Here is a 12,732-nt window from a genome sequence, read left to right as displayed (position 1 = left end):
CCGTCTGGTTAATAAGGAGAAGCAGAAATGGCCGGCGCAAAAGAGATACGTTCCAAGATCGGAAGTGTACAAAATACACAAAAGATCACTAAAGCGATGGAAATGGTCGCTGCGTCCAAAATGCGTAAAACGCAGGAACGCATGGCGGCCAGCCGTCCTTATGCAGAAACCATGCGCAGTGTGATTGGTCACCTAGCGTTAGGTAATCTGGAATATAAACACCCATATCTCGAAGAGCGTGAAGTTAAGCGTGTCGGGTATCTGGTTGTTTCAACAGACCGTGGTCTGTGTGGTGGCTTGAACATTAACTTGTTCAAAAAACTGTTAGCAGATATGAAGTTATGGTCTGAGAAAAACGTTCAGGTTGATTTGGCTTTAATCGGTTCTAAAGCGGTATCATTCTTCGGTTCTGTGGGCGGTAATGTCGTGACTCAAGTTACCGGAATGGGGGATAACCCAACGCTTTCGGACTTGATTGGTCCAGTTAACACTATGCTACAAGCCTATGATGAAGGGCGTTTGGATAAACTGTATGTGGTGACGAATAAGTTCATCAATACAATGTCTCAGGAGCCAACTATTCTTCAATTGTTACCATTGCCTGCAAGTGATGATGAAACACTGAAGAAGAAGTCTTGGGATTACATTTACGAACCCGATCCTAAGGCGTTGCTGGATACCCTGCTACGTCGTTATATCGAGTCGCAGGTTTATCAGGGCGTCGTTGAAAACCTGGCTAGTGAGCAGGCCGCACGAATGGTAGCGATGAAAGCCGCTACTGATAATGGTGGAAACCTGATCAAAGAGTTACAGTTGGTTTACAACAAAGCTCGTCAGGCCAGCATTACTCAGGAGCTTACCGAAATCGTTTCGGGTGCTTCCGCGGTTTAACAGCTAGGTTTACGAATTACGTAGAGGATTCAAGATGGCTACTGGAAAGATTATCCAGGTAATCGGCGCCGTTGTGGACGTCGAGTTCCCTCAAGATGACGTACCAAAAGTGTACGACGCTCTTGAGGTTGTTAACGGTAAAGAAAAACTGGTGTTGGAAGTTCAGCAACAGTTAGGCGGTGGTGTTGTCCGTTGTATCGCAATGGGTACATCAGATGGCCTGAGCCGTGGTTTAGAAGTTGTAAACTTAGAGCACCCAATTGAAGTACCAGTAGGTAAAGCAACTTTAGGACGTATCATGAACGTTCTGGGTCAACCTATTGATATGAAAGGTGATATCGGCGAAGAAGAGCGCTGGTCAATTCACCGTGCTGCACCTAGCTATGAAGAATTAGCTAACTCAACAGAACTGCTGGAAACCGGTATCAAAGTAATGGACTTAATCTGTCCATTCGCGAAAGGTGGTAAAGTTGGTCTGTTCGGTGGTGCGGGTGTTGGTAAAACAGTAAACATGATGGAACTGATCCGTAACATCGCGATTGAGCACTCAGGTTACTCAGTATTCGCAGGTGTTGGTGAGCGTACTCGTGAAGGGAACGACTTCTATCATGAAATGACCGACTCAAACGTTTTGGATAAAGTATCACTGGTTTATGGCCAGATGAACGAGCCACCAGGAAACCGTCTGCGCGTTGCGTTGACTGGTCTGACTATGGCTGAAAAATTCCGTGACGAAGGTCGTGACGTACTGCTGTTCGTTGACAATATCTATCGTTATACACTGGCAGGTACTGAAGTATCAGCACTGTTAGGCCGTATGCCTTCAGCGGTAGGTTATCAGCCAACGCTGGCGGAAGAGATGGGTGTTCTGCAAGAACGTATTACCTCAACTCAAACAGGTTCTATCACTTCCGTTCAAGCGGTTTACGTTCCTGCGGATGACTTGACTGACCCATCACCAGCAACCACCTTTGCTCACTTAGACGCAACGGTAGTTCTGAGCCGTCAAATCGCATCACTGGGTATTTACCCTGCGGTTGACCCTCTGGATTCTACTAGCCGTCAACTTGACCCACTGGTTGTTGGTCAAGAGCACTATGATGTTGCTCGTGGCGTTCAGTCTATTCTGCAACGTTACCAAGAACTGAAAGATATCATTGCAATCCTGGGTATGGATGAACTGTCTGAAGAAGACAAACTGGTTGTTGCTCGTGCTCGTAAGATCCAGCGCTTCCTGTCTCAACCATTCTTCGTTGCTGAAGTATTTACCGGTTCACCAGGTAAGTTCGTTTCTCTTAAAGACACTATCCGTGGCTTCAGTGGGATCCTGAACGGTGATTACGACCACCTGCCAGAACAAGCGTTCTATATGGTTGGTACCATTGAAGAAGCTGTGGAAAAAGCGAAAAAGCTTTAATCCAGCTGACAGGAGGTTGATATGGTAGCTGCAATGACATACCACCTGACTGTAGTGAGTGCTGAAAAACAAATGTTTGAAGGCATGGTACAGAAAATTCAGGTGACAGGTAGTGAAGGTGAGCTGGGGATTTACCCGCAGCATACCCCGCTGCTGACTGCCATAAAACCGGGCATGGTACGTATTACCAAACAGTTTGGTGAAGAAGAGCTAATTTACCTCTCCGGCGGTATTTTAGAAGTACAACCAAATGGTGTTATCGTACTCGCTGATACAGCGATCCGTGGTAAAGATTTAGACGAAGCTCGTGCAGTGGAGTCTAAACGCAAAGCGGAAGAACACGTCCGTAAAGCTCACGGCGATGTTGATTATGCTCAGGCATCAGCAGAACTTGCAAAAGCAATAGCGAAACTTCGAGTTATCGAGTTAACTAAAAAGCTAATGTAATGATAGCGGTATAGTAAAAAAAGCCAGTTGGTTAAGTCTAACTGGCTTTTTTATTTGAGCGAAATATGTAGTAATTTATAAAGGAAATAGGTTTACTTTCATCCCTAAGTTGGAGTTTCAGGAAAAATGACTGTGCAAAGAAAAAGTGTCGTGATTTTAGCTGCCGGTAAAGGCACACGGATGTATTCAGAGCTACCTAAAGTTTTGCATTTGCTTGCAGGCAAACCAATGGTTCAGCATGTTATAGATACAGCAAAATCCATTGGTGCATCAGATATTCATCTGGTATACGGACATGGCGGTGATTTACTGAAAGAAAAACTAGGTGAGCAAAACCTCAATTGGGTATTGCAGGCGGAGCAACTCGGTACGGGCCATGCGATGCAACAAGCTGCCCCTAGCTTCCAAGATGATGAAGATATTGTCATGCTCTATGGTGACGTGCCGTTAATCGCTAAAGATACCTTGGACAGGCTGATTGAAGTCAAACCACAAGGTGGTATTGGCTTGCTGACGGTTATTTTAGATAACCCAACAGGGTATGGCCGTATCATTCGTGAAAATAATGAAGTTGTCGGTATTATTGAGCAAAAAGATGCGACTGAAGAGCAACGTAAAATCCAAGAGATTAACACTGGGATCATGGTTGCCAGTGGTAAAGATTTCAAACGTTGGTTGGCACAGCTGAACAACGATAACGCACAAGGCGAATACTATATTACTGATATTATTGCATTAGCACATAAAGAAGGTAATAAAATTGCAACCGTTCATCCTAAACATTTAAGTGAGATGGAAGGGGTGAATAACCGCCTACAGCTGGCTGCGTTAGAAAGAGTTTATCAGAAAGAACAAGCGGAAAAACTGTTATTAGCCGGTGTTATGTTGATTGACCCTGCACGTTTTGACCTGCGCGGAAATCTAACTCATGGTCGCGATATTATTATTGATACTAACGTGATTATCGAAGGTAACGTTACATTAGGGAATAACGTACATATTCAATCTGGCTGTATTTTGAAAGATTGTGTAATCGGTGATAACTCAGTGATTAGCCCGTATTCAGTCATAGAAAACTCTGAATTATCAGCTGAATGTACGATTGGTCCTTTTGCGCGTTTACGTCCAGGTGCTAAATTAGCAGCCAAAGCACACGTCGGTAATTTCGTCGAAATGAAAAATGCCTCTTTAGGTTTAGGTTCTAAAGCGGGTCATTTAAGTTACCTCGGAGATGCCCAAATTGGTGATAACGTGAATATTGGCGCAGGTACCATCACTTGTAATTATGATGGTGCCAATAAACATAAAACCATTATTGGTGATGATGTGTTTGTAGGGTCTGATACTCAGTTAGTTGCGCCAGTTTCTGTTGCCAAAGGTGCAACAATAGGCGCTGGCACGACGGTTACACGTGATGTGAATGAAGACGAACTTGTCGTTAGCCGTGTAAAACAAATGCATATTAAAAACTGGCAACGTCCAGTTAAGAAAAAATAAGTAAATATTGAGGAGAGGTAGCGTTATCTCACCTATTATAAAAAAGCTATTTAAATAGCAAAAATTAAAATAGCTACCCAAGGTAGCAATATAAAAATAATATCCCCATTTTCTACAAGGCTGGGGAGCAGTGAAAACTGTACAACAATTAGGTTGCGACAAATAAAGGTTTCTCAAGAAAGAAACCTTTTGTCTAGGAATCAAAAAAATATGTGTGGAATTGTAGGTGCTGTTGCACAACGTGATATTGCAGAAATTCTGTTAGAAGGTCTTCGTCGTCTTGAATATCGTGGTTATGACTCAGCGGGTATGGCTGTAGTTGATCACGAAGGTCATTTGCAACGCTTACGTGAAGTCGGCAAAGTGCAAATGTTAGCGGAAGAAGCGGAGAAAAACCCAGTATCGGGTGGAACGGGGATTGCACATACCCGTTGGGCGACTCATGGTATTCCAAGTGAACGTAATGCTCACCCACATACCTCTGGTTATATTGCTGTTGTTCATAACGGCATTATTGAAAACTATTTAGAACTGAAAGATGAACTGAAAAAACTCGGTTATGTCTTTAGTTCAGAAACTGACACTGAAGTCATTGCGCACCTTGTTCACCATGAGCAACAAAAGGGCGGTTCGCTGGTGGAAGTAGTTCAACGTGTTATCCCACAATTGCGCGGTGCTTACGGTACTGTGATTATGGATAGCCGTATTCCTGAATTATTAGTCGCCGCACGTTCTGGTAGCCCATTGGTTATTGGTTTAGGTGTGGGTGAAAACTTTTTAGCATCAGACCAATTAGCGCTGTTGCCTGTGACTCGTCGCTTTATTTACCTTGAAGAAGGGGATGTTGCCGAGGTCACTCGTCGTACTGTTCGTATTTTTGATAAAAGTGGTGAAGCGGTCGATCGCGAGCAAATTGAATCAAACGTTCAATATGATGCGGGCGATAAAGGCGTTTACCGTCATTACATGCAAAAAGAGATTTATGAACAGCCGATGGCGATTAAAAACACCCTTGAAGGGCGTTTTAGCAAAGATAATGGCATTGATTTAAGCGAGTTAGGTCCTCGTGCGAGTGAAATTTTATCTCAAGTTGAACATATCCAAATTGTAGCTTGCGGGACATCTTACAATGCTGGCATGGTTGCACGTTATTGGTTTGAGTCTTTGGCCGGTATTCCATGTGATGTGGAAATCGCTTCAGAGTATCGCTACCGTAACCCTGCGCACCGTAAAAATAGCTTAATGATTACGCTATCCCAATCAGGTGAAACCGCTGATACACTGGCAGCATTGCGTTTATCGAAAGAGTTAGGTTATTTGACCTCTTTAGCGGTATGTAACGTCGCAGGTTCTTCACTGGTACGTGAATCTGAATTTGCTTTGATGACCAAGGCAGGGGCAGAAATTGGTGTGGCATCCACTAAAGCATTTACCACACAGTTAACCGTCTTACTGATGTTAGTTGCGTATATGGGCCGCTTGAAAGGTGCTAATCCTGAGCTCGAAGAAAACATTTCTCACGCTCTACATGCGCTACCGGCTCGTATTGAAAGCATGTTATCGCAAGATAAAGTTATCGAGGCATTGGCAGAAGATTTCTCAGATAAACATCACGCATTGTTCTTAGGTCGCGGTGATCAGTTCCCTATTGCAGTTGAAGGGGCTCTGAAATTAAAAGAGATTTCTTACATTCACGCAGAAGCATATGCAGCGGGTGAGTTAAAGCACGGCCCATTAGCGTTAATTGATGCCGATATGCCTGTTATCATCGTTGCACCTAACAATGAGCTGTTAGAAAAACTGAAATCAAACATTGAGGAAGTCCGTGCGCGTGGTGGTTTGCTGTATGTATTCGCTGACCAAGATGCAGGCTTTGAAGCCAGTGAAAATATGAAAATTGTTTCGCTACCTCATGTTGAAGAACTGATCGCACCAATTTTCTACACTGTTCCTCTGCAACTGTTGTCTTATCACGTTGCATTAATTAAAGGCACAGACGTTGACCAACCACGTAACTTGGCGAAGTCGGTGACAGTTGAGTAACTCAGATGATTGAAATATAAATAAATCCGATTATGTTGTTAGTGGCATAATCGGATTTTTATTTATATTTACAGGCCTTTTAATAGGCTTAATTTAAAATTAATTGTTGGTAATAATGGCGAAAAATGATGTTTTGTAGTTTTATAAGGCTATAGCTTATTTTGATATAAAATAACTTCAAAAATATTTTTCACATCATAAGGTTGGTCTGAGTTTTGATAGTTGACTTTGACTCGATTATCTTGATAACTCAGTAATATACAAGGTAACAGCGATAGTTTTAGTTGCTTAGCCACTTGATAGCGGTGGTTACCATCCATAATAATACCAGTGTGAATTTCACATGTAATTGGTGTTGTCCAAGTCCCATCACAGGCAATTTTGTGGCTAAGATAATCAACATGCTGTTCATCTGTTTCTTCTGATGAGCAAAAAAATTGTATTGGTTTCAATTCAATATGGTAGGTATCGTTAGTCATAACATCACCTTTATCAAAAAATTACTTATTATCTAAGCTTACAAAGTATCCAGGTTCATAAGGAATAGATAAAAATTTTTCATAGAATGTTTTAAATGTTTTATCTGCATTTAAATCAGCGAATAGTTCTGGGTGGATCCAATATGCGAGCTGCTGTATAGCAATAAAATCATAAGGGCTGTTATAGAATTGATGCCAAATAGCATAAAATTGTTGGTTCTTAACGGCATTACTGCCAGTATAGGCGGGTTTTTTTAAGTATTTTTCTAGTTTTATTTTAGCCGCATTGAGGTTTTCATTTGGGCCTAAGCCTATCCAATCTCCTTCAGGCATGAATTTTGAAAAGTTGGCGCTGGTAATAATCACTTTATCAGGGTTAGCGGCAAGCACTTGTTCAGGATTCATCATATAGAAGGTGTTAGGGGCATTGTTTGCGCCGATATTGTTACCACCAGCAAGTGAAACAAAGCGACCAAAGTTACCATCACCAAAAGTCAGACAGCACTCATCGGTATAACCACCTATGCGTTCAATAAAAATGCGTGGTTTTTGGGGATTATTTTTTGTGAGTACATCACTAACTCGTTTTAGCTGTTTTTCTCTAAATTGAATGAATTTCTCAGTTGTTTTTTCTTTCCCCCATAAAGCACCGAATAAGCGCATGGTTGGTGGTGTATTTTTTGATGGGTTAAAGCGAAAATCGACATAGATAATAGGGATCCCCGCCTTCTGTAATGCTTTATCGTGACCTTGCTCTTCAATAGCGGTTTTAGCTTCGATATTCATAATGATGACATCAGGCTGTAAAGTTAATGCATGCTCTATGTTTAAAGAACGTCTTTCTGTGCCACCAAATGTTGGAATTTTTTTTAGTTCAGGGAAATGCTCACTATATTGGCGCCATGTTGCAGGATCTGAGGTTTGCATATCGTTCCCCATTGCAACAATACGTTTTGCAGGGTTTTCTTTATCTAGCATGGCGACTAGGTAAAGCATACGGCCTTCACCTAAAATGACTTTTTTCACTGGAACGTTGACCTTGACCTTTCTATCTAGAATGTCGGTGACAACAATCTGCTCTGCTGAAATAACAGTAGAGAATAGCAAAGTAAAAGAAAACAATAACAGGGATACTATTTTGATAGATAATTTATGCTTTTCTTTCATATAATTCCTCATTGGATGAATGTTTGATCAGTAAAATGATTGTAATTAGGCTTGTGATATAACCAGCTGAAACATAATAAAAAAGCCAATCAATTCCAGGAAATAGAATAAATATACTTCCTAAGGCAATTCCTCCAATAGAAGCGAATTGATTGATACTTTGTGATAAACCAAGTACATAGCCTTGATGTTCAGAAGATGTAGTTGAAGATATTAATGCCGTGAGTATTGGCGTTGTTGCACCAAGTAAAACTCCCCAAAGCAAGTACAGTGAGGCAAACCAAAAAATTATAGGGGTTAATGCAAGACAGATAACAACAATGACACAGGTGAAGATAATCCATTTTAAGCGAACCAATGAAACAGTTATTGATTGGTGTTCAAACCATTTAGCCCATAACTGAGCAGATAGAATAACCCCCATTGCTTGTAGACCATAAATTAACCCAATAACCCAGAAATCTATTGAGTAGGAATGGTTGAGGTATAATGAAAAACTGGGGAGGGTGAGCATTCTGCTCATTAATAAAAGCCCCATTAATAACATAAGGTGTTTCACAACTTGTTGAGGGCGATACTTTTTTTTGTTGTTAGATGTTTTTTTTGCTTGTATCACTAGATGATGTTTTTTATCTGAAGGTAAGAAAACAAATACAGTGACTGCGCAAACACCACAGAGTAGCCCCGCAATTATATTGATCCAAAAGAAATTGAGATAATCTAAGATTAACCCACCACAAAGTGCCCCCAGTAAAGACCCGATATTTGTAGATACTTGTAGGAAGGCAAAAAGCTGTGTTCGCTTTTTAGGATCGGTGACTGAAACGCCATAAGCTTGAGCTGGAGCAATATACCCTGCGCAAGCTCCTTGCACAGTTCTCAGTAATAAAATTAGCCAAGGGTCGTTACAAAATGATAATAAAATTTGGGTAATTGCTAAGCCAAGCAATGCACGGATCATCATTGCTTTATTACCCATTCGATCACCCATTCTTCCCCAAAATGTACTGGTTAACATGACACCAGTCATAGGGGCGACATAAACCATTGTCAAAGAAAAAGACAGTAGCCAACCCGAGCTATTATGTTGTAAATGAATAGGCCAAAATGGCCCACTCATTTCCATCGCTCCCATTGAAACAATTTGGATACCAAATAAGAAACCAATAATCAGATGGCTTTTCAGTAAATTCACGGTTAACTTACCTGATATTGAGTTAGATTTAGCTCGCTGAAGGCAGGATGCGGAATGTTAGGGTCTAGTCCTAGATACCCCATGCACCAAGTGTATATTTCATTCGTATAAGGGAGTGGAATATTGAGATGCTCACTTAAATGAACGAGTAAACTTAGCCCATAAACAATATCTTCCTGAAATACCCGATGTTGTTTATTAAAAGACCAGCCACTTTGCTTATGTTTTATTAATGGTAATTGGATACCATGGTAAGCCTCATTGGTACGAAGTATTGACCAAAGGGTTTTTGTATCACTAATTTGTTTAGGATAAACTTCGCGTAATTCATCAATTAAGGACTTTACTGTGACTAAAGGAATACCTAAGTTGTCTATTAAGTGTCGGCAAATAGAGAGTCGTTCTTCATCACAACGCTGTAAATAATAGGCGCTAAGCTCGGTACAATCATTCCACCAGCAGATAGGTGACTCAAAATAGTCATTATGCCATTGAGCGTATGGGCCGATTAGCCCGTAGATTACCGAGCTATGCATTATAGGGTTTGCTGGTGTTAGGGTAATTTCCAAATAGTTATCGAGAATACTAATAGGTGCGGAATATAGCCTTGATAACAATTTATGAAGCTGCTTTTTATTGGATTCATTTTCTCGACGATGAAAAGCAATAAAAAGTGCCGACTTTTCTCCACCGAAACAGACTTTAGTCCCAGGTTCTAATCCCCATGCTATATGAGGAACATCTTTCATTCCCCAAATCACGATATTAGGATTGTTTTTAAAGAACTGTTCAGCAAGCCAGTCAAAACCATTAATTCCAGGAATAGCACCGATAAAAACAGTTTTAGAAGAAGATAGATAAGCAGAAATAAAACGTAACCAACTTGCTTGATGATGGGAAGGGACAGTAAGAATGACTATGTCAGCTTCAGGTATCACCAGTTGTGGTGAATTGGTTATTAATCCAACAGAATGGTTTATTATCTCACCATTATTGTAATGAACAGACAGAATATTGTTTTGCTGTTGATGGCGTTCAACCGTTGTTGCATTTTGGGTCAGTAGTGATGTTTTTATATTTAGATATTGACTAAATAAAGCTACAGCAAGGTGACCCGTTTGACCTCCTCCGCAAATCACAACATTAAGATGTTTTTCTTCCGACATGACTTCCTCCTTAGCTAGCTTTCTCTAAAGAAACAGTATTAGTAAGCCAATGATTAAGTTGATGAGATATATCAGGTGAGGTCAAATTACGAGAGCTAAGCCACTGCTCATTAAATACGGTATTAAGATATTTTTCACCGCCATCAGCTACGATAACAACGATATTGCCGTGAATAGTATCGTTATTAATATACTCTAAGGCTTTATAGACAATTCCTCCGGTAGAGCCTCCTATTAACAAACCGTATTGGCTAGCAATATATCGCGCAGTTTCAAATGCTTGAATATCTGAAACCTGTGTATTATGGTCAATACAGCTGTAGTCCAGTACTAATCCAACTTCGTCCCCTTCAGGAGTGCCTGTACCTGATTGATAATAAGGTTTTCCTGGATATCCAAAAATAATGGACCCTTCAGGTTCAACGGCAACAGTGATAGTTTGTGGATTATGGGACTTTAGGCCTTGAGAAACACCAGTCATTGAGCCGCCAGTGCCAACACAGCCTATATATGCATCAATTCTGCCAATTTGTTCTATTAGTTCACAAACTAATGCAGCATAACCACCTGAGTTTGCTACATTGTCTGATTGATTCATAAACGTTGTATTGGGAAGTTGGGAGGCTAATTCACTAGCAAGGCGCTGACGTTCGACAACAGCTACTTCGTCTTCCTGATAATTACCAGTAACATAACGGATTTCAGCACCTAGTGCTTTCATTATCGCTATTTTGTCAGGAGCGGCGTGATGATCAACAACGGCAATAAAATGTAAATCAAATTCAATAGCAGCAAGCGCAAGGCCAATCCCAGTATTGCCTGATGATGATTCTATAATGGTACTTTTAGGCTTAATTTTCCCCGATTTTAGCCCTGCAATAACCATATTACGTGCCATTCTGTCCTTCATACTTCCACCAGGGTTGTTCTTTTCTATTTTTAAAAATAAGGCACTTTTTTTATGGGGTACTGCAATACGTAAAATGGGTGTATTACCTATCAAATCAGTGATTTTGTTGTAGATCATAAGCTTACCTATTTAGTGTCTTTGAAAAAGATAAACTGCCCAACATTGTTTTCCTGTACATATAATCGGCAAGGTATTGGGTGCCGATGAAATTGACTCTCAAGTAAATCCATTTGATATCCCGCGGTATTAACGAATCCTAATAAGTCACCTGCTTGGGGAAGGTTGTTAAATAAAATAAGTCTGTGAGTAATAACATCATCTTCTAAACAGCTATGTCCTGCTATCCATGCTCGGATAGGTTGCTGTTTTGATTGTTTGGTAACAATATGAAAAGGGTCGATTAAAAATTCAGAGTTAAACCACGTTTCGCAGGCGCTGAAGCTACTGCCTTCGACAAATATAATAGGGTGTTCGGATTGCTGGCAGGTACGTACAACTCGAAATAGAGTGATGGCGCTTTGATCAACAAGGCTACGCCCAGGTTCTATCGCTAATGTGACATTTAGCTTATTAATATATTGGGAGATTGTTTCATTATCGGTACATTTGCTTGTGAGTAATGTGCTAAGCCATTGTTCTGCTGACTGTTCACTACCATAAGGATAAAAATCTGTTGGAATACGGTGATTTTGATAAGTTTCAGTGGATTGATTATTAACCCAAGCTTGATAATGTTCTGTTGGGACATATTGAATAGGTAGCCCACCTCCGATATCGATAGTTTGGATGTTAAGCCCTAATTGTTGTGATAATTCAATCAGTGGTAATATTTCGTGAAAAGCTTGTACCCGTGAGGCTAGTGTATAGCCACCTAAATGGAAGTGGATCCCTTGCCATTGTAATTTATCATGTTGTTTCACTAATTTAAGTGCATTAACAAAAGCCGGGTATTTCATGCCGAATCGTGAATGGCTTGAATGCGGTTGATATCGCAGTAGTACTCTTGCTTTAAGTGATTGAAATTCTAATAAATGTAGAATATCTTGTAATTCTTCAAGTGAGTCTACGACAATTAGTGAGTTATGTAATATCAGTTGCCAGAGAAAATCATCTGTTTTGGCAGGGCCAGTAGCGCAAATTTTTTCAGGTGAAATGCCATATTGGTTGGCATCTCTCCATTCATGAAGGCTTGAAACATCAACTCCAATATTTTCTTCGATAGCTGTTCTGAGCAGGACGTTTGATTGATTAACTTTCACACCATATAAAATACATCCATTCACGTTGTTTTCTTGAAAAACAACCTTCAGTTTTTGGATGTTCTGTTTCATCGTATGAGGAAAAACTAAGTTCAATGGTGAACCATACCGCTTAATCAATCCGACAAGCTGTTCATTATTAGAAAAACACAGTTGATGAATCTGAGGATCCATAATAGGAGGAAGCTCTGTTGGGGCTATTGTTTTAGCTGATAAATGAACAACAGTTGATATATTGACTAAGTTAGATTGTTCCACCAT

Annotated in this window: 11 protein-coding genes; 5 read left to right on the top strand and 6 right to left on the bottom strand. The window is 40.5% G+C overall.

The annotated features are described in order from the left end of the window. Window positions 1-27: 27 nt before the first annotated feature. From atpG to glmS, 5 genes are all read left to right on the top strand, one after another. Window positions 28-891 (top strand): F0F1 ATP synthase subunit gamma, encoded by an 864-nt coding sequence (gene atpG, locus P3L44_RS00175; protein WP_004906295.1) that lies wholly within the window; start codon window positions 28-30, stop codon window positions 889-891. Between the two features lie 34 nt (window positions 892-925). Beyond that, a complete protein-coding gene (gene atpD, locus P3L44_RS00170) occupies window positions 926-2,308 on the top strand; it encodes a F0F1 ATP synthase subunit beta (RefSeq protein WP_004906293.1) in 1,383 nt (460 codons plus the stop codon). A gap of 21 nt (window positions 2,309-2,329) precedes the next feature. Further along, on the top strand, window positions 2,330-2,755 hold the full coding sequence (locus tag P3L44_RS00165) for a F0F1 ATP synthase subunit epsilon (RefSeq protein WP_004906291.1): 426 nt from the start codon (window positions 2,330-2,332) through the stop codon (window positions 2,753-2,755). A 126-nt stretch (window positions 2,756-2,881) separates the two neighbouring features. Continuing rightward, window positions 2,882-4,252: a bifunctional UDP-N-acetylglucosamine diphosphorylase/glucosamine-1-phosphate N-acetyltransferase GlmU gene (glmU, locus tag P3L44_RS00160; RefSeq protein ID WP_272662510.1), complete on the top strand. Its 1,371-nt coding sequence runs from the start codon at window positions 2,882-2,884 to the stop codon at window positions 4,250-4,252. A 210-nt stretch (window positions 4,253-4,462) separates the two neighbouring features. Beyond that, window positions 4,463-6,295: a glutamine--fructose-6-phosphate transaminase (isomerizing) gene (gene glmS, locus P3L44_RS00155; protein WP_036959190.1), complete on the top strand. Its 1,833-nt coding sequence runs from the start codon at window positions 4,463-4,465 to the stop codon at window positions 6,293-6,295. 149 nt (window positions 6,296-6,444) lie between these two features. Here glmS and P3L44_RS00150 read toward each other — a convergent pair whose 3' ends face one another. Genes P3L44_RS00150 through P3L44_RS00125 form a run of 6 tightly spaced genes read right to left on the bottom strand, consistent with a single transcriptional unit; the run spans window position 6,445 to window position 12,732 of the window. After that, window positions 6,445-6,774, bottom strand: a complete 330-nt coding sequence (locus P3L44_RS00150; protein ID WP_227528864.1) for a hypothetical protein — start codon at window positions 6,772-6,774, stop codon at window positions 6,445-6,447. 21 nt (window positions 6,775-6,795) lie between these two features. Further along, complete coding sequence (locus P3L44_RS00145) at window positions 6,796-7,941, bottom strand: ABC transporter substrate-binding protein (RefSeq protein WP_140172695.1); 1,146 nt, start codon at window positions 7,939-7,941, stop codon at window positions 6,796-6,798. Continuing rightward, window positions 7,925-9,136 (bottom strand): MFS transporter, encoded by a 1,212-nt coding sequence (locus P3L44_RS00140; RefSeq protein ID WP_140172694.1) that lies wholly within the window; start codon window positions 9,134-9,136, stop codon window positions 7,925-7,927. The genes P3L44_RS00145 and P3L44_RS00140 overlap by 17 nt, the downstream gene beginning before the upstream one ends. Window positions 9,137-9,138: 2 nt before the next feature. Continuing rightward, the gene (locus P3L44_RS00135; RefSeq protein WP_140172693.1) at window positions 9,139-10,302 is read right to left on the bottom strand and encodes an NAD/NADP octopine/nopaline dehydrogenase family protein; all 1,164 of its coding nucleotides are present in this window, start codon (window positions 10,300-10,302) and stop codon (window positions 9,139-9,141) included. A gap of 10 nt (window positions 10,303-10,312) precedes the next feature. Beyond that, on the bottom strand, window positions 10,313-11,329 hold the full coding sequence (locus tag P3L44_RS00130) for a PLP-dependent cysteine synthase family protein (protein WP_112308047.1): 1,017 nt from the start codon (window positions 11,327-11,329) through the stop codon (window positions 10,313-10,315). Between the two features lie 8 nt (window positions 11,330-11,337). Beyond that, window positions 11,338-12,732 (bottom strand): Y4yA family PLP-dependent enzyme, encoded by a 1,395-nt coding sequence (locus tag P3L44_RS00125; protein ID WP_272662508.1) that lies wholly within the window; start codon window positions 12,730-12,732, stop codon window positions 11,338-11,340.

This window comes from Providencia sp. PROV175 (assembly GCF_032707045.1).
Classification (GTDB): Bacteria; Pseudomonadota; Gammaproteobacteria; order Enterobacterales; family Enterobacteriaceae; genus Providencia; species Providencia hangzhouensis.
This window is presented reverse-complemented; position numbering and strand designations above follow the sequence as displayed.